We start from the raw sequence: 18220 nt of genomic DNA, 5'->3' as shown, positions 1-18220 counted from the left end.
TCCTTCCAGTTGATAGAATGCCTAAGCGGGAACATGGATGGTAACAGTGTAATGCTGTTCATTGTTTTGAATCGAGAATAAAATATTTTCGAGCCTATAAATGAGCTCAAGCCGTTTTCTAATATTTTCGAGCCCATAACCTTGCTGCAGTTCGTCTACTACCTGTTCAGTAGTCATTTCTATTTTTTCTAAAGGCTGTGTATTTTTAATTTCAATTAATAAGCTATTATCCATTTTTTTGATTGTAATGGATAGCTCTGCAGGTCCTATATGTTTTTCAAAGCTATGTTTATAGGCATTTTCAATAATAGTCTGCAGAATAAAAGGTGGTATTTGGACGGATAGTGCTTCATCATCAACATATTTATTTACAGTCAAACGATGGCCAAATCGCAATTGTTGAATATTTAAATAACTATCGACAAATTGTATCTCGTTCTTTAACGCAATTAACACCTCATGATTATTGTATTTAAATTTAAAAAATGTTGCCAAAGCCTCAATGCCCGCAACCAAATCTTCCTTCCGATTGATGCGAGCTAGGCTTAATAATGAATTTAATGCATTAAAAAAGAAATGTGGCTGTATTTGCTGATTCAACTGGAGAATATTTGCTCTTTGTAAATCCTGCTCAAGCTCTAAATTTCTTTTTTCCTCCTCAAGGCTATCGATTTGCTTTTCGAAAATAAATATAAAAGTAAGCAGAAAAGCTCCAATAATTGGAGCAATTACACATAGGAGAATATATATGTTGAAGGTTTCTGGTTGTAACATAATGACCTCTCCGTTTATTTTGTAAGTGTAAGATACATTAAACTAAATTTTCTGCGAAATGGCAAGCTACCTTATGTGTTGCAGTGATCGCTCGTAGTGCTGGCACTTCTGCTTTACATTTATCCGTTGCGAATGGGCAACGTGTGTGAAAGCTACAGCCAGTAGGGGGATTAAGAGGTGATGGTAGGTCACCTTTTAAAATAATGCGCTCCTTACGATGCTGCTTATCAATGACTGGTATAGAAGAAAACAGTGCTTTTGTATAAGGATGATGTGGCTGAGTAAAAAGGGAATGCTTATCAGCAATTTCTACGACCTTTCCAAGATACATCACCATAATACGGTCTGAAATATGTCGAACAACACTTAAATCGTGTGAGATAAATAAAAAGGTTAAATCTAAATCTCTTTGTAGTTGTTTTAGTAAATTTAGTATTTGAGCTTGAATGGAAACATCTAGGGCAGAAACAGACTCATCACAAATAATAATTTTAGGATTAACAGCAAGGGCTCTGGCAATACCAATCCGCTGACGCTGACCACCCGAAAATTCATGTGGATAACGCTCTAAGTACTCAGGACGTAACCCGACAAGAGACATTAATTCAATCATGCGTGCTTCTTGATGCTCAGGTGGTACAATTTTTTGAATAGACATGGCCTCTGTTAACATTTTACGAATGGTTCTTCGTGGGTTAAGGGACGCATAGGGATCTTGGAAAATAATTTGAATGTCCTTGCGTGCAGCACGAAGCTCTTTTTTGTTCATATTCACTAAATTTTTACCGAATAATAATACCTCTCCAGCAGTAGGCTCATCTAATCTTAAAATAGAACGACCAGTTGTTGATTTTCCGCAGCCAGATTCTCCTACAATACTGAGCGTCTCACCAGGCATGATGTCGAAAGACACCCCATCCACAGCTTTTACAACCTGCTGTGGACCGAAGAGCTTTTCTTTTTTTAAGAAAAAATGCTGCTTTAAATCATTTACTTGTAATAGTGGTTGTGTATGTTGCGCTGTTGTCATACTGTCAGCTCCTTCATAAGTGTTTCTCCTTGCCATTCATTACTGTACATCCAGCATCTTACCTTTTTTCCTTGCTCAACAGTCAAAAGCTCAGGCTGTTGTTCACGACATAAATCTGTAGCAAATGGGCAACGTTCTGCATAACGGCAGCCAATTGGATAATTATAGGGACTTGGGACAGTTCCGTGAATAGTAGATAATTCTTCTTGGTCTTCATATAGCTTTGGTAATGATTGAATTAATCCATTTGTATAAGGGTGTAGCGGTTTTTCAAAAAGACTTTCTGTTGTGCCTTCTTCTACAACCTGTCCCGCATACATAACAGCAATCTTATCGCAGATTTCTGCTACAACACCAAGGTCATGGGTAATGAAGATAATGCTCATGCCTAGTTGTTTTTGCAGGTTTTGAATAATATCAATAATTTGAGCTTGAATAGTTACATCAAGGGCAGTTGTCGGTTCGTCAGCAATTAACACATCTGGTGTACACGCTAGTGCCATGGCAATCATAATGCGCTGTCGCATCCCACCACTTAACTGATAAGGCTCCTGCTTCGCTCTTTTTTCGGGTGCAGGAATCCCAACTAGGCGAATCATATCGACAGCCTTTTGCCATGCTTCTTTACGTGATAAGCCTTGATGCAATCGAATGGATTCAGCAATTTGCTCTCCAACGGATAATACAGGGTTTAAGCTTGTCATAGGCTCTTGGAAAATCATCGAGATTTTATTGCCCCGAATTTTGCGTAGCTCTTCATCTGAGAGCTTCAAAATGTCTGTATTATTTAATAAAATTTCGCCATTGATGATTTTACCAGGAGGCGATGGTACTAAACGAAGTAATGACAGGGAAGTCATGGATTTTCCACAACCAGATTCACCAACAATGCCCAGTGTTTCTCCTTTTTGAAGAGTAAAGGATACCCCATCGACAGCTTTGGCAACCCCTTCACTCGAATAAAAATAGGTTTGTAAATTTTTTACTTCCAACACGGTTTCTTGTTTCATCCGTTTTTCCCCTCCTTAGTTTAAATCCATTCGTTTATTAAAGAATCGGTACAATATGTCTACAAAAAGATTAATGAAAACAAATATTAATGAGGCAACAAGAACGCCACCTTGTACGACTGGTATATCACGTGTTCGAATGGCATCTACAATCATTCGTCCTAATCCGTTTACAGCGAAAACCGATTCAACTAAAACTGTTCCGCCAAGTAAACTACCAAACTGTAAGCCTACTACTGTAATAACTGGAATCAAGGCATTGCGTAATGCGTGCTTTAAAATGATGATGTATCCTTTTAAGCCTTTTGCTTTCGCTGTTCGTATATAGTCTTGGTTTACAACCTCTAACATACTAGAGCGAGTCATACGAGCGACGATGGCAGCTCCACCAGCACCAAGTGTGACAGCTGGTAGAATAATATGTTTGGCACTATCCCAGCCTGCTACAGGAAGCCAGTGTAACTGTACAGAGAATACATACATTAATAAAATTCCTAACCAGAAGCTTGGAAGGGAAATCCCTAATAAAGCGACAACCATTAATCCTACATCCATCAAAGAATAAGGACGGATAGCGGAGATAATACCCGCAATAAGCCCCAGAACAATGGTGATTAAAATACTATAAAAGGCTAGCTCTATGGTAATCGGTAATCGGGAGGTAATTTCCTCGAATACTGGTTGATTATTTTTTAAAGAGTTACCCATATCTCCTTGTAGAAGATTTTTAATATAGTCTGTATATTGAACTGCTAATGGTTTATTGAGCCCTAAATTTTCACGTAATTCTGCAACCGTTTCTTGAGAAGCTCCTTCTCCTGCTAAAATAATCGCTGGGTCTCCGGGAATCATCTGCATAATTAGAAAAACAACAAGCGTTACACCAAGTGTTACTGGAATAATTTGAGCTAGTCGTTTTAAGATAAATAATGTCATGTGTCTTCTCTCCTTTAATTTTTCATTCTTGGGTCTAGCGCATCGCGTAAACCGTCACCAAATAAGTTAAAGCCTAATACAAGTATAGAAATCATAATACCTGGGAATAGCGCCATATAAGGAGCGGTAAATAGGAAATCTCGTCCGTTAGAAAGCATGGCACCCCATTCAGGAGATGGTGGCTGAGCACCTAAACCTAAGAATGATAGTCCTGCTGCAGATAGAATAGCGGTTGCTAAGCGCATTGATGCTTGTACAATAATGGGTGATAAAATATTTGGAAAAATATGCTTAAATAAAATCGTCATATCATTTGCTCCAAGTGTTTTGACAGCATCGATATATTCTAATTTTTTAACCTCCATTGTTGAGCCACGTACAATACGAGCAAACATAGGAATAGAGAAAAAACCAACAGCAATTGTGACATTGATAAGGCTCGGCCCCAATGCACTAACAATCGCTAAAGCTAGCAAAATACCTGGGAACGCAAGCATGATATCTAAAATTCTACTAATAATAGAATCAACCCATCTGCCATAATAGCCAGCAATAAGACCTAAGAAAGTGCCGATTGTACCACCGAATAAAACAGCTGAAATACCAACACCAATTGATAAACGTGATCCATATAAAATTCGACTTAAAATATCTCGCCCTTTGTCATCCGTTCCCATTAGATGTTCAACGCTTGGCCCTTGTAATTTTTGATCTAATTGTACGTCGTAGGGATCGTAGGGGGCTAAAATGGGCCCGATAAGAAACATCAATATATATAGAAGAATGATGATGCCTCCTACGACAGCTGCTTTATTCTTTTTGATTTTGTTTAGGAAAGAAACAAGATTCTTTTTTCTAGATGCCTTGCGTGCATTCACTAAAACAGAATGATCAATTGTAGTTGTTACTTTATTCATATCGAATACTCCTTTTCTATTTGATTTGATTTCAATTTAGTGAAAAGCGTAAAGAATGTAAATATTTTATGGCTTATTAGTCAGAAAATTTAAAAAACACGTAAAAATTTTAAAAAACAAGTGAATTTTATTTCTTTATAATTCGAAATGTAAGGAACAAATCACACAAGGAGGAAATGTTGATGAAGAAAATGAAGTTGTTTTTATTCATGGCACTAATAACTGTACTTATTCTGCAAGCCTGCTCTACTGCTAGCAATAATAGTACAGAAGGTTCCAAAGAGGGATCAAAAAGCGTAGGAGGAGAATTAGTTGTTCTAAGAGCAGCAGATGCAACAAGTCTTGATCCTCACTTTATTACAGATATTCCATCAGCAAATATTATTCATGGCAAGGTATATGAAACACTTGTCGCTTTTGATAGAGATCGTAAAATTGTTCCATTACTTGCAAAAGAGTGGGAGCAAAAAGATGAAGTCACTTGGACATTTACATTAAATGAAGGCATTAAATTCCATGATGGAGCAGATTTTAATGCAAAGGCTGTAAAAGCGACATTTGACCGAATTCTAGATCCTGCAACTGGATCACCACAGCGTGATAAATTATCTATGATTAGTGAAGTAGTGGTAGATGATGAATATGTTGTAACGTTGAAATTAAAAGAACCATATGCTCCGCTTCTATCTATTTTAGCCAGTCAAGAGGGTAGCATGATGAGCCCGAAAGCGATTGCTGAAGCAGCGGACGAATTAGCAACTCATCCAGTAGGGACAGGCCCATTTGTATTTGAAACTTGGAAATCTGGTCAAGAAATCACTTTAATTTCAAATAAAGATTATTGGGCGACTGTACCGAAAGTAGATAAAGTAACATTTAAAGTTGTACCAGAGGATTCTACTCGTCTAGCAATGATTGAAAGTGGAGAAGCACATATTGCTGAACAAGTACCTGTAACAGAGATTGATCGTATTGAAAATTCTTCAACGATGAATTTATTCCGTGCAGAAGGACTAGCAGTAGAATTTATCGGATTCAATGTGAAAGATACGTTATTATCTGATGTAAAAGTACGTCAAGCTATTAGCTATGCTGTCGACCGTGAAGCAATTATTAGCGGTATTTATGATAATGTAGGAACACTTGCAAATTCTGCAATGAGTCCCAAAATTATTGGATATTCTAGTGAAACGAAACCGTATGACTATGATGTAGTGAAGGCTAAAGAATTGTTAAAAGAAGCTGGCGTTCAAGAGGGAACAAAAGTTAAATTACTGACAAGTGACCGTAAAGAGCGTATCAACATGGCGGAGGTTATTCAATCTCAATTAAAAGGAATCGGATTAGATGTTGATATTCAAGTAATGGAGTATGGTGCATTTATTTCTGAAATTACGAAAGAACAGCATCAAATCTTTATTAGTGGTTGGGGTAATGCAACGGGTGATGCTGATTATAACCAATACAATCTATTCCACACTGCATCTATGGGACCTCCAGGAAACCATTTCTACTATTCAAATCCAGAAGTAGACAAGCTAATTGAGCAAGGGCGTTCTGAAGCAAACCAAGAGGCACGTAATGAAATCTACAAAAAAGCAATGCAAATCGAGTTAGACGAAGCTGTGTATATTCCAGTGCGTAACTATGAGCATTTAGCAGTTTACAGCAATGCTGTAAAAGGTTTCTGGTTAGATGCATCTAACTACACGATGATCAGTGGCGTTGAAATTGTAGAGTAATTAAATTTGGTGATAGACGAAAAAATACCAATTGGGAGGAAACTATGAGTAAACTATTGCTGAAAAATGTGAGATTAGAAGAAGCATATGAGCGCGAAAATGAACACATTGTTGCTACTCGTACAGGTATTTATGATGTTCTAATCGAAGATGGACATGTTCAACAAGTAGATAAGGATATAGTGGCTGATGAAGATGTAGAAGTAATAGATGCACAACAGCAACTATTAGTCCCTTCATTCCGAGAAATGCATATTCATATTGATAAAACGTATTTCGGCGGAGAATGGCAGGCACCAAGACCCATTACTAAAGGGATTTTAACACGCATTGAAGAAGAAAGAACACTACTACCTAAACAATTGCCGACAGCTGCTTATCGAGCTGAGGAAATGGTGAAGTGGCTCATTTCCCAAGGACACACACATATTCGTTCACATTGTAATGTTGACCCACAAATTGGGACAAAGCATATTGAAATTACAAAACAGGTTTTAGCAAACTATCAAGATCAAATCACCTATGATATTGTAGCCTTTCCACAGCATGGCTTATTACGCTCCAATGTAGAGGGACTAATCCGTGAGGCAATGGCGATGGGAGCAACGCTTGTTGGAGGCGTTGACCCATCCATTGTAGATCGCAATATCGAAAAGTCATTGCAAACAACGATGGGTATTGCACAAGACTATAATGCAGGGATCGATATTCATATTCACACAGCGAACACGCTAGGCGAATTTGAATTTTATAAACTGATTGAGTTAACGAAACAGGCGAAAAAAGAAGGTCAAGTCACAATTAGCCATGCGATGGCACTTGCTGATTTAGAACAGTCACGTTTAGAAAAATTAGTTCAAGCCATGGCTGAGGTACAAATGGATGTAACAACAACTGTACCAATCGATTTGAACCGTTCGACAATACCAATTCCTTATCTTTATAACAATGGTGTAAAGGTATCTGTGGGACATGATAGCTTAACAGATCATTGGTCACCATATGGTACTGGTAATACGATTATGAAATTAAATGTCATGGCGGAGAGATTCCGTTTTATTGATGAATATTCATTAAGTCGAGCTTGGAAATACGCCTCTGGTGGTATCACACCATTGAATGATGTAGGAGAACGTGTTTGGCCACAAGTTGGTGATAAAGCGAATATGCTGTTAGTGGATGGCGTGAGCACTGCCCATGTGATAGCAAGAAGATGCCCAATTACTACGGTCATTTCACAAGGCAAAATGATTCACCAACAGGATGTAGGAGAGTTGAAAGGAGAATTCAGATGAAGCACTGGCTTACAAATGTTCTACTTGAAACAGGAGAATATCTAAAGGAAAATGATACAGTTGGAACGAAAGTGGAGCTTTTTCACCTTGAAATTACAGATGGCTTCATTTCGCAAATTGTACCCGCAACAGACGCAATCGATTCTCAAAACGAAGTCACAGATATGAAAGGGAAGCTGCTATTACCTGCCTTTAAGGAAATGCATAATCATTTAGATAAAACATACTTATCTTTACCGTGGAAGGCTTGTGTGCCCGTAAAGAATTTAAAGGAACGACTTGATCGTGAAGCACAAGAGTTATCCGTTCTTGCTACAACAGGTAAACAACGTGCGGCTGCAATGATTGAAAAAATCCTTAAAAATGGTGCGAATCATATTCGTACACATGTCAATATCGATCCATACATTGGATTAAAAAATTTAGAAGGTGTACTAGCGGCATTGGACGATTATAAAGATGTCGTGACATCCGAAGTCATTGCCTTTCCACAGCATGGTCTACTAAGAGATGATGTCCCTAAATTATTGCGTGAAGCTTTACGCAATGGAGCGACGATGATTGGCGGCCTAGATCCAGCTGGCATCGATAACTCGATCGAGCCTTCTCTTTATGAAGTGATGGATATTGCACAGGAATTTAATGTTGATGTCGATATTCATTTACATGATGGTGGACATGTTGGGTATTATACAATCGATAAATGGATAGACATCGTGGAGGATGCCAAATATCAGGGGAGAACGGCAATAAGTCATGCCTTTTCACTTGGTGATGTATCAATCATGGAGCAACATAAAATTGCAGATCGTTTAGCACAACAACAAGTAAAAATAATGTCAACGGTGCCATTTGATTTGCGACGATTAATTCCACCGATTGAATTACTAACAGAGCACGGCGTGGATGTCCATTTTGGTTGTGACGGCTTTTATGATTCTTGGAGTCCTAATGGCTCAGGAGATATTTTAGAAAAAGCGACTACTTTTGCAGATATTTCTCGTAAACTTGATGAACGCTCTATTCGACAAACATTAAAATATATTACAAGTGGTGTCACGCCATTAGATGCAAATGGTCAGAAGGTTTGGCCGAATGTGAAGGACGAAGCAAGTTTTGTATTCTTTGACGCAGTATCAAGCGCGGAAGTTATTGCGCGTAAACCATCCAACCGAGTGGTTATGTCTAAAGGAAAGTTTATCAATTAAGCATAAATCTAAATCCCCCTTATTTAGATAACATAGCAAACTAGAAATTTTCTAGTTTGCTATACTTATGTTTTAATAGAAAAGATGAATAAAGGAAAGGGAAGTAGATTTGCCATTACTTATGTAGAAATCTCTTTATTTGCGGGTGCGATAAAATATGAAACAACTAACAATCTATATGATTTTATTTAGCTGTGTATTTTTTTGGGCCAGTAACTTCATTATTGGCTCTATTTTAATTGAACATTGGGATCCTTTAACGGTTGCCATTTTTAGATTGATTGTCATTGTTCTCTTTTTAGGGGGGATTAGTTGGAAAGCAATCTACCGAACAACATTTACAAGAAATGATTTATTGTTATTGATCCTTGCAGGAATACTGGGCGTTTCCATTAATCACTATAGCTTTTATGCTAGTCTCCAGCACACTTCTCCTATCACTGCGGCTTTAATATTAGCCTGTGCACCGATTGTCACATCTCTGCTGAATAAAATGATCTATCATGAATCACGTAACGGCATATTTTGGCTAGGTGCAATACTTTCATTTGTTGGTGTTGGCCTCATCATTACAAAAGGGGCACTTATCACCATTTCAATCGGTAAGGGTGAGGTGCTGAGCTTAATTACAATGCTAAGCTTTGCTTTGTTCCTCATTATTGTCAATCATCTTAGTCTGAAAATGTCAGCACAGTCGATTACGTTCTATACAAATTTAATAGGTTTACTGGTGCTTGTGCCATTTTCATTTACTATTTTGCCGCAGACGAATTGGCAAGTTGCAATACCCTACTGGTTTTTGCTCATTTTATCAGCGATTATTATTCATGGGGTAAGCAATTTAATGTGGAATCAAAAAATGAAGGAGGTCGGCTCAACAAATGCGTCGTTGTTGTTAAACTTTGAGCCAGCTATAGCCATGCTATTAAGTGCTGTATTTTTAAAACAATTCCCTACAAGTGTTCAAATATATGGCTCTTTATTAATTTTAGTAGGAATTTTGTTGTGTATTTATTATAAAGAAATTAAAGCAATTGTCCTTGTAAAAAAAACAATGAATTAGCAAAAAAAGAGATGCTCATTTTTTGAGTACATCTCTTTTTTGCTGTTTCTGTAGCGAATTTAAAATAAATAGGTATGTTATTGGCAGAAAAGCAGTAATGATTACGATACCATGCCACTGAAATAATGACCAAACAGGGCTTAGTATTGTACTTCCAGAGGCCACCCCAAGGTAATAAGCGACCAAATATAGACTAGAGGCGCTTCCTTTTTGATAAAGAGCTAGCCGACTTACCAATGAGGAAGTTAATGCATGAGCAGTAAAAAAACCTAAACATGCTAGACAAAGTCCTATTACAATAATGAAAAGTGACTTGCTTAATGTAAAAAGTATTCCCACAGTTAATAAACAAACACCAAATGTTCGAATGGTATGTAATCCAACTTTTCCTGCAAGTGCATTAGCAATAGGCGACCCAATAATACCTAATCCATACGCTAAAAAAATAAAAGAAATGCTTTGTAAAGATAATAGAAAAGGAGGCGCTGTTAAGTAATAGGGAATAAATGACCAAACTCCAGTAAAGGATAATTGTAAAATAACTCCTAATCCAAAAAGTATCAATAATTGAGGGTTTTTCAAATGAAACCAAAAGCCTTGTAAATCCTGTTGAATCGTACGCTGTTGTACCGAAAAATTTTTGGATTTAGGTAGCATCCACCAGACAATTACCATAACGATGCACCCCATAATGGCTAATGAAACAAATGCCATTTTCCATGAAAAATATTCAGTGACATACCCCATCATGAGTCTACCAATTGTTCCGCCTAGTGCATTACAAGAAATATACAATGCAGTGGCAAAGCCCATTGATTGTTGATCAATTTCTTCGCTAAGATAGGCAAGTGCTGCTGCAGGTACACCTGCAATAGCAAAGCCCTGAATAAAGCGTAATAAAATAATAGTAGAAAAAGAATCAGTTAGTGGCATGAAAAAAAAAGGTATGACAGTAAAAACTATGGATAAATGAATGAACAAAACTCTTCCATAACGATCTGATAAAAAACCTAGCACGATTAATCCAAGAATTACTGATAGAGTAGTCATAGATACGGATAGACTTGCAACGGATACAGAAATATGAAATTGCTCTGTAAAGAAGGGGAGCAGGGGCTGAACAGAATACATTGCTGCAAAGACAAAAACAGAAGCCCCGCCCAAACTAATGACAATTGTCCAAAAAGAACGATCTCTTATTGAATAACCCTTTGTATTTATACCCATCTTAAACCCTTATTTCATTTGCTCTGGTAACCAGAGAGAAAGTTGTGGGATTAAGACAACAAGTGCTAAGAAGATAATCATTAAAATGATAAACGGTATAACGCCTTTTACCACTTCCCCAAGTTTTTCTTTTGCTATCCCACTTACCACAAAGAGATTCAATCCAACTGGTGGTGTAATCATACCTAATTCCATATTAATCGTCATAATAATGGCAAAGTGTAATAGATTAATATCAAAGTGTGCAAGAATTGGCAATAATATTGGTAAAGTAATTAAAATAATAGAGACAGCTTCTAAGAACATACCCATAATAAAGAACAAAATATTGACAATGATCATAAAAATCCACTTATTTAAATCACTTTCAGCAATCCATGCGCCCACTTGTTGTGGTACTTGTGCATTTGTTAAATAAAGCCCAAATAACGAAGCGGCACCTATTATTAAGAAAATCATAGCGGTAATATTAATAGATTCTACCAATACTTCGCGGAAATCCTTTAGCTTCATCTCACGATAGATAAACAAGGATACAATAAGACCATAGAAAACTGCAATTACCGCTGATTCAGTTGGTGTCACAACTCCTGAATAGATTGTTCCTAAAATTAAAAAAGGTAAAAATGCTCCCCAAATGGCTTTTAAAGATTTACGCCCACGTTCTTCCCAAGAAGCTGGTTGATCTCCATTAAATCCATTGCGTTTCGCATAAAAGATGGCAGCAATAATTAAAATTCCTGTTAAAGCTAATCCAGGAAGAACCCCAGCCATAAATAATTCACCAATTGATTGCTCTGAGGTGATACCATAAATAATTAATGGAACACTCGGTGGAATTAAAATTCCTAATGTACCACCTGCTGCTACAAGTCCCATGGAATAACGTTTTTTATAGCCTGCTGAAATCATTGCTGGGATCATAATAGAGCCGATTGCTGCTGCTGTGGCAGGTGAAGAGCCTGAAATAGCGGCAAAAATAGCACAGGCAACAATTGTAACAACTGCAAGACCACCTGGCAGGTGACCAATCCATGCACGTAAAGCTTCAATTAAATATTTGGATATCCCACCGCGCGCCATTAATACGCCAGCCAGCACGAATCCTGGGATGGCCATCATAGGGAAGGAATCTAATGCAGTGAAAATGCGCTGTGGAATCATATTCATATTAAAATCTATTTGGAAGAAAACTAGAATTGTTGATAGTGCTAAGCTAATAGCAACAGGTACTCGTAGAAATAATAGCAAAAAGAAACTAAGTAAGAGGATTAGCATATTCTTCATCCTTTCCTCGTAGAATATTAACTAATCGTTCTACGAATCTTAGTAAAAATAAAATACCTGAAAGAGGTAGGACTAGATATACAATCCACATTGGGATCCCGATATCAAGTGAAACCATACCAGATGTATAGCGATTTTCCACTAAAACAAAACCATAGTACGTGTAAATTAAGCAAAAGGCGATGCTCAAGCCTGTTGCTACTAAATCCAATAGACGTTTTTTCGATGGCTTTAACTTGTCATATAGAATATCCACCTGTATATGCTGATTGTGGCGAAGAGCTAAGCCAAACCCCAAAAATGTACCCCAAATTATAGAATAGCGTGCTAATTCCTCTACCCATGCTTGTGGTTCATTGAATATGTAGCGCATAATAACCCCATAAAAAATGAGTACAACACCTGCTACGAAAAAAATTCCAGCAAGAATTTCTTCTAAGTAGCCCCATATTTTATAAACGGTCTTCATGTTGATGCCTCCTTTATTTAAAGTTAAAAACGGGTGCTTTTATTCCCACTGTAAATGTTGCAGTTTGAAGTGAGCTTCTTAGCACCCGTTTGTAAGTAAGCGATATACTAATAAAATTATTGATATTGACGATAACTCACTACTACGGGCAACTTCCTAACAAAGAATAGCCAAGAAATTGTTGCGATTTCCTATTCCTTACATCAACTAATTGTTGGAATAGTAAGTTTTTTAAGAACCATGTTTATTTTAAATCACGAATACCATTAATTAGTTCTTCTGTGATAACATCAGTAAACTCTTCATAAACTGGTTCCAGTTGTTTTTTGATGGCTTCTTTTTCAGCATCTGATAGCTCAATGACTTCAATACCAGAGTTTTTAATGTTTTCGAATGATTTTTCGTTTTCTTCCGCAGCTAAATCCCAAGCTAACGTTGTTGCCTCATTTAATGATTCTTCAACTGCTGTCAATAGCTCTGAAGGTATTTTTTCCCAGAATGTTTTATTTACAAAGATAGCATAGTCTAGACGACCATGTTCAGATACGGAGAAGTATTTTTGAACTTCTTGATATTTTTGAGTATCAAAGTTATTAAATGTGTTTTCTTGTCCATCTACTGTTCCTTGTTGTAAGGCAGCGTACGTTTCACCAAATGCAATGGTCGCAGAACCAGCATTCAAAGCTTTAAACTGCGATTCTAAAACTTTACCTGCTTGTGCTCTGAATTTTAGTCCTTTAAAATCGTCCACTGTCACAAGTGGGTGTTTGTTATTGGAAAAGTGTTTAAAGCCATTTTCCCAGAACACGAGACCTTTAATATCGTTAGCTGCTAGTTGGTCTGATTCTAGAATCAGTTTTGCAACATCTGAATTAAAGAACTTACGAGCATGCTCTTGATTTTCAAAAAGGTATGGCATATCAACATATTGCCAACGAGGATCGATTTTTACCATTTTCGTTACAGAAGGAGCAATCATATGCACATTTCCTGATACTAAGGCATCTAATTCATCATTATCTCCATATAATTGTGAGGATGGATAAACCTCAACTTTCACTTTACCTTCTGTTTTTTCATCCACTAGTTTTGCAAATGCCTCAGCTGCTTTACCTTTAACACTATCAATTGAAGTTACATGAGAGAATTTAATAACAAGAGGTTTTTCTTTGGTGTAGCCACCATCTCCCTCAGCTGCTGGAGCAGAAGCTGCTTCTTTTTTGTCGCCACCACAAGCCGCAAGTACTAGTAAAAGCAAAGCCATGAATGACATGAAAAGCCATTTTTTCATTCTATATCCCCCTAAAATTTATATTTATAGTTAAAAGGGCAACCTTTTAAACCCTAGTTAATGAAATTGATTTTTAGGAAGTGCCTCAATATATTTAAAACCATAATTTTCTGCATAATAGTCGTATACAGGTTTAAAGGCGTTCTCCCAATCCTCTATTTCTTCCTCCGTTAAATAATGAATTTGTATGCATTGACATGCTTCCATTTCCTGAAGTCTTTCCGTACTTAAATTCTCTGCTTGTTGCCACTCCCATTTTTGTACTTCCTCAAGAGTATCAATCAAAAGCTCCTGTACATTTTTAGGGAGGGAATTCCAAAATTCATTATTCATTAATAACAAATAGCCTAGATAACCATGATTACTAATAGTTAAGTAATCTTGAAGTGAATGTAGATTTTTGCTTGTAATATTAGTGAGCGTATTTTCTTGCCCATCAACATTGCCTTTTTGTAGTTGATGGAAGACCGTATTAAAATCAATTCGTCTAGGATAGGCACCGGCAATGGAAAATTGCTCTGCTAAAATATCACTTGGCATTATTCTCATGCGTAAACCTTGTAGATCAGTTAAGTTTTGGATGGGACGAATACTATTACTTAACTGTTTAAAGCCACTATCCCATACGCCCATCGAGATTAGATTGTGTTTATTTAATCTCTTCATTAATGATTGTCCAACTTCGCTTTCAACATATGTATGAACTTCTTGTGCATTTTTAAATGCATAAGGTAAATCCATGACAGACCATTCGGGTACAAACGTAGTAATTTTTGAAATGGCAGGGGCAATCATCTGAATATCTCCTCTTAAAAGAGCATTCATCTCCTCACCATCCTTGTACAGTACGCCATTCGGGAAAACTTGAATTTCTACATGACCATTACTTCGTTCCTTAATAAGCTCTGCAAATTTAATTGCTGCCATTCCTTTAGGTGTGTTTTCACCAACAACATGTGAAAAACGAATGACAATTTGTTCTTCATGACTTAATTGCTCATTGTCAGTTGGATAGGTCTGCTGTTGACAACCTATGAGGATGGTTAAAAAACATAAGTTTAAGAAAAGTACTTTTATAGGGTTACGCCACATGTTAATTCACTCCTAACTGTATAAGATGTGAACGCTTTCTATTGTATTTTATACGAATAAATATTCAATATTATGGTTTTAATGAACATTTTGGTATTTATGGTATATAACAATTAGTTATATTGATAAATTGTTATAATACAAGATAATTGCTAGAGAAAAAAGAATCTGCTTACTTTTCTTTTATTAATGTGCATAGTAAAGCATCATAAACCTATGCATAATAAGAAAAATAGCAGATTCTATATGAGTTTTTATTTTAATAACTATTTATGCTTAACTATTTTATGGAATAATATTTCGTTGGTCGTCCAACTGTTCCATATTGTAGTTCAATGCTAACGGTTCCTTTAGTTGCTAAAAAATCTAAATATTTCCTAACTGTGACCCTTGCCATTCCAACATTTTGAGCCAGCTGCTCGGAGGTTATAGCTACTCGATATGTTGTTAAATAATCTAATATTTGTTTCATCGTTAAATTGTTTAAGCCTTTAGGTAATTCATTTGACTCTTGTTGTATACCTAGCCAACTATCAATATCCTCTTGATTTAAGGCTGTGCAATTAGTAAACAATTTAGAGCTATTTTTATATTGCTGTAAAGCTTTTTCAAAACGTTCGAAGCGAAAGGGCTTAATGAGATAATCGCTTGCACCAAATCGTAAAGCCTCTTGAACAGTCGGTGCATCTCGCGCAGCAGTTATCAGAATAATATCTGAGGGAATCCTTTCTGAACGGAGTTTTAAAAATAAATCCATACCGGTCATATCTGGTAAAAACATGTCTAGTAAAATTAAATCTGGTTTTTTCACTTTAATTTTTTCGTAAGCATCACGACCAGTGATAGATTCGCCTACAAGCTGAAAACCAACCATTTTATTTAAAAAACCTTTATTTATTTCAAGCACCATTGGATCATCTTCTACAATAAAAACTGAAATGTTACTCATTGATCTTCTATCACCCCTACCTCAATAGTAATATTTGTACCAATATTGACCGTTGATTCCACTTGTATATTTCCGTTATTAGATTCTACAATTTGTTTAACAAGTGCAAGGCCAATACCATGTCCTTCCTTTTGTTTGGTAGTAAAACCATATTCGAAAATTCGTTGCGGTAAACCTATTATCCCCATGCCACTATCCTGTACTTCTATATATAGATAATGCTTATCGCCAATTAACGTTAATCGTACATCTTTATACGTACACTCAAAGCATGCTTCCATCGCGTTATCAAGCAAATTTCCAATTATAGTTACCAAATCACCACTAGAAAAACCGCTCATAATATCGTCTAGCTTTGAATCATCATCAATGGTCAGTTCCACGCCGAGTTCTTTTGCTCGCGAGTACTTCCCAAGTAGTAAACCTTGTATCGAGTAATCAAGTATTTTATCATGTAAATTTTGTATAATTTCCTCTTCATCCGTAATTTCATCAATAATAAGACTCAGAGCTTCATCATTACGATCTAGTTGAATTAATCCTGCAATACTATGTAAACGGTTCATATATTCATGCTGTTGAGCTCGTAAGGAATCCACAAGCATTTTAATCCCTGTTAATTCTTCAGCTAACATATTTGCCTCTTTACGATCCGTTAACATTATAAGGTATCCGGCATTTTGATCTAAAATTCGAATAGGGAAGGTGCGTACTAAATACATCTGGTCATGTATAAGTAAAGGTCTATATATTTCATGCTGCTGTAAAATGTCTTCCGCAAGCCATGTCCCATTAAATAATTCTTTGCGAGAAATTCTTTGTTCAAAGAAATGAGTATATTGCCTTGCGAGGCGGTTAATAAATGATACATTACCGCTTTCGTCGGTTGCTAATATACCAATATCCATTGCCTGTATAATGCCAGATCGCTCTTCCACTAAGCGAGCGATTTCGTATGGCTCTAAATTAAATGTTTGACGCTTTAGGTGATTAGCCACCCAGACTGAACCACCTAATCCAATAGCTAGTCCCCAAAAAAGAGAAATCAATATATCAAATTGATATTCATCTAGTAGGTTGTACCATTTTGGGGTGAGTAACCCAACTGTAATAACACCAACTTGTTGTGTACCTTCTTCATTCATTATAGGAACGAATGCACGGATGGAATAGCCAAGCACTCCCTGAGCTTTTGATATGTATTCATGCTGTGAAAAAGCTTCTATTTCGTCTCCACCCTCAAAAACTGTGCCAAGTTTGCTCTCAGAAGGGTGAGAATAGCGGATTTTCTTCATATCAATAATCACGATATAATCAACATCAGTTGTTAAACGAATTCTCTCTGCAATGGGTTGAATAACTTCAAATCCATTCGGTTTCCCAACATTATTTTGTACATCTGTCAGTTGTGAAACGGTTCTCGCGATAGCAATGGCTCGTGCTCCAAATTCTTTCTCAAATGCACCCGAAAGGTTATGGATCATGATAGCACCACTTGTTGCTATAGAAAAAAGGACAATAATAAATGAAAAAATAAACATTTTTAGACGTAAAGATATATTTTTCATAGACATATAAAAGAGCGATAGCTATTAGCTTTCTTTTATACATTCATCCCCCCAATTCTACAAAATAAGCATGTTTACCTTAAAACCTACTAAAAATTCTTAGTTTATACTAAATTACCATAAATAACAAAGCTGTTGTAATACAAGATTTGTTGAAGAGTATTTTTTTTATTGTGTAGTATAACAAAACAAATGATAAATATGATTTATATTGTTGTAGTGGCGTTCATATGCCAGAAAATTGCACTCTAATATATATATTTGAATAATAAAAAATATTTCACTTTCAATAAATAATTTGAAATATACATTGATTGTATTGTTGATTTTTTAAATAAAATAAAAAATATGGAAATAAAAGA

16 protein-coding genes are annotated in these 18220 nt (G+C 36.4%); 4 read left to right on the top strand and 12 right to left on the bottom strand.

Annotated features, from left to right (window positions below; genetic code table 11):
* Positions 1-21: 21 nt before the first annotated feature.
* Genes HXV90_RS17205 through HXV90_RS17185 form a run of 5 tightly spaced genes read right to left on the bottom strand, consistent with a single transcriptional unit; the run spans position 22 to position 4667 of the window.
* Positions 22-774 (bottom strand): sensor histidine kinase, encoded by a 753-nt coding sequence (locus tag HXV90_RS17205; RefSeq protein ID WP_269897663.1) that lies wholly within the window; start codon positions 772-774, stop codon positions 22-24.
* A gap of 37 nt (positions 775-811) precedes the next feature.
* Positions 812-1804, bottom strand: a complete 993-nt coding sequence (locus HXV90_RS17200) for an ABC transporter ATP-binding protein (protein ID WP_066038090.1) — start codon at positions 1802-1804, stop codon at positions 812-814.
* Positions 1801-2814 carry an ABC transporter ATP-binding protein gene (locus tag HXV90_RS17195; RefSeq protein ID WP_054549920.1) on the bottom strand — a complete coding sequence of 338 codons (1014 nt, stop codon included), beginning with the start codon at positions 2812-2814 and terminating at the stop codon, positions 1801-1803. The genes HXV90_RS17200 and HXV90_RS17195 overlap by 4 nt, the downstream gene beginning before the upstream one ends.
* A gap of 15 nt (positions 2815-2829) precedes the next feature.
* Positions 2830-3750, bottom strand: a complete 921-nt coding sequence (gene nikB / locus HXV90_RS17190) for a nickel ABC transporter permease (protein ID WP_048391119.1) — start codon at positions 3748-3750, stop codon at positions 2830-2832.
* Between the two features lie 14 nt (positions 3751-3764).
* Positions 3765-4667 (bottom strand): ABC transporter permease, encoded by a 903-nt coding sequence (locus tag HXV90_RS17185; protein ID WP_112116388.1) that lies wholly within the window; start codon positions 4665-4667, stop codon positions 3765-3767.
* A gap of 182 nt (positions 4668-4849) precedes the next feature.
* Between HXV90_RS17185 and HXV90_RS17180 the strand changes: the two genes are divergently transcribed.
* From HXV90_RS17180 to HXV90_RS17165, 4 genes are all read left to right on the top strand, one after another.
* A complete protein-coding gene (locus HXV90_RS17180; RefSeq protein WP_269897662.1) occupies positions 4850-6409 on the top strand; it encodes a glutathione ABC transporter substrate-binding protein in 1560 nt (519 codons plus the stop codon).
* A 44-nt stretch (positions 6410-6453) separates the two neighbouring features.
* Entirely contained in the window at positions 6454-7704 is a 1251-nt protein-coding gene (locus HXV90_RS17175) for an amidohydrolase family protein (RefSeq protein ID WP_269897661.1), read from the top strand.
* Positions 7701-8912 (top strand): amidohydrolase, encoded by a 1212-nt coding sequence (locus HXV90_RS17170; protein WP_048391128.1) that lies wholly within the window; start codon positions 7701-7703, stop codon positions 8910-8912. The genes HXV90_RS17175 and HXV90_RS17170 overlap by 4 nt, the downstream gene beginning before the upstream one ends.
* Before the next feature lie 157 nt (positions 8913-9069).
* A complete protein-coding gene (locus HXV90_RS17165; protein ID WP_269897660.1) occupies positions 9070-9975 on the top strand; it encodes a DMT family transporter in 906 nt (301 codons plus the stop codon).
* Positions 9976-9990: 15 nt separating this feature from the next.
* Here HXV90_RS17165 and HXV90_RS17160 read toward each other — a convergent pair whose 3' ends face one another.
* From HXV90_RS17160 to HXV90_RS17130, 7 genes are all read right to left on the bottom strand, one after another.
* The gene (locus HXV90_RS17160; RefSeq protein ID WP_269897659.1) at positions 9991-11202 is read right to left on the bottom strand and encodes an MFS transporter; all 1212 of its coding nucleotides are present in this window, start codon (positions 11200-11202) and stop codon (positions 9991-9993) included.
* A gap of 9 nt (positions 11203-11211) precedes the next feature.
* Positions 11212-12480 (bottom strand): TRAP transporter large permease, encoded by a 1269-nt coding sequence (locus HXV90_RS17155; RefSeq protein ID WP_004226042.1) that lies wholly within the window; start codon positions 12478-12480, stop codon positions 11212-11214.
* Complete coding sequence (locus HXV90_RS17150; RefSeq protein WP_004226043.1) at positions 12461-12958, bottom strand: TRAP transporter small permease; 498 nt, start codon at positions 12956-12958, stop codon at positions 12461-12463. The genes HXV90_RS17155 and HXV90_RS17150 overlap by 20 nt, the downstream gene beginning before the upstream one ends.
* Before the next feature lie 244 nt (positions 12959-13202).
* Positions 13203-14249 (bottom strand): DctP family TRAP transporter solute-binding subunit, encoded by a 1047-nt coding sequence (locus HXV90_RS17145; RefSeq protein ID WP_269897658.1) that lies wholly within the window; start codon positions 14247-14249, stop codon positions 13203-13205.
* 57 nt (positions 14250-14306) lie between these two features.
* Entirely contained in the window at positions 14307-15341 is a 1035-nt protein-coding gene (locus HXV90_RS17140; RefSeq protein WP_066038082.1) for a DctP family TRAP transporter solute-binding subunit, read from the bottom strand.
* A gap of 280 nt (positions 15342-15621) precedes the next feature.
* Complete coding sequence (locus tag HXV90_RS17135) at positions 15622-16290, bottom strand: response regulator (RefSeq protein ID WP_112116379.1); 669 nt, start codon at positions 16288-16290, stop codon at positions 15622-15624.
* Positions 16287-17774 carry an ATP-binding protein gene (locus HXV90_RS17130; protein WP_269897657.1) on the bottom strand — a complete coding sequence of 496 codons (1488 nt, stop codon included), beginning with the start codon at positions 17772-17774 and terminating at the stop codon, positions 16287-16289. Before HXV90_RS17130 ends, HXV90_RS17135 begins: the two co-directional genes overlap by 4 nt.
* Positions 17775-18220: the final 446 nt, after the last annotated feature.

The sequence above is a fragment of the Lysinibacillus sp. JK80 genome (assembly GCF_027557635.1).
Lineage (GTDB): Bacteria > Bacillota > Bacilli > Bacillales_A > Planococcaceae > Lysinibacillus > Lysinibacillus capsici.
Note: the sequence above shows the minus strand (reverse complement) of the source record. Positions and strands in the feature narration are given on the sequence as shown.

Coding starts and splice junctions, on each gene's coding strand:
- HXV90_RS17205 (WP_269897663.1), bottom strand. CDS start 774: ATGTTACAACCAGAAACCTTCAACATATATATTCTCCTATGTGTAATT.
- HXV90_RS17200 (WP_066038090.1), bottom strand. CDS start 1,804: ATGACAACAGCGCAACATACACAACCACTATTACAAGTAAATGATTTA.
- HXV90_RS17195 (WP_054549920.1), bottom strand. CDS start 2,814: ATGAAACAAGAAACCGTGTTGGAAGTAAAAAATTTACAAACCTATTTT.
- nikB (WP_048391119.1), bottom strand. CDS start 3,750: ATGACATTATTTATCTTAAAACGACTAGCTCAAATTATTCCAGTAACA.
- HXV90_RS17185 (WP_112116388.1), bottom strand. CDS start 4,667: ATGAATAAAGTAACAACTACAATTGATCATTCTGTTTTAGTGAATGCA.
- HXV90_RS17180 (WP_269897662.1), top strand. CDS start 4,850: ATGAAGAAAATGAAGTTGTTTTTATTCATGGCACTAATAACTGTACTT.
- HXV90_RS17175 (WP_269897661.1), top strand. CDS start 6,454: ATGAGTAAACTATTGCTGAAAAATGTGAGATTAGAAGAAGCATATGAG.
- HXV90_RS17170 (WP_048391128.1), top strand. CDS start 7,701: ATGAAGCACTGGCTTACAAATGTTCTACTTGAAACAGGAGAATATCTA.
- HXV90_RS17165 (WP_269897660.1), top strand. CDS start 9,070: ATGAAACAACTAACAATCTATATGATTTTATTTAGCTGTGTATTTTTT.
- HXV90_RS17160 (WP_269897659.1), bottom strand. CDS start 11,202: ATGGGTATAAATACAAAGGGTTATTCAATAAGAGATCGTTCTTTTTGG.
- HXV90_RS17155 (WP_004226042.1), bottom strand. CDS start 12,480: ATGCTAATCCTCTTACTTAGTTTCTTTTTGCTATTATTTCTACGAGTA.
- HXV90_RS17150 (WP_004226043.1), bottom strand. CDS start 12,958: ATGAAGACCGTTTATAAAATATGGGGCTACTTAGAAGAAATTCTTGCT.
- HXV90_RS17145 (WP_269897658.1), bottom strand. CDS start 14,249: ATGAAAAAATGGCTTTTCATGTCATTCATGGCTTTGCTTTTACTAGTA.
- HXV90_RS17140 (WP_066038082.1), bottom strand. CDS start 15,341: ATGTGGCGTAACCCTATAAAAGTACTTTTCTTAAACTTATGTTTTTTA.
- HXV90_RS17135 (WP_112116379.1), bottom strand. CDS start 16,290: ATGAGTAACATTTCAGTTTTTATTGTAGAAGATGATCCAATGGTGCTT.
- HXV90_RS17130 (WP_269897657.1), bottom strand. CDS start 17,774: ATGATCCATAACCTTTCGGGTGCATTTGAGAAAGAATTTGGAGCACGA.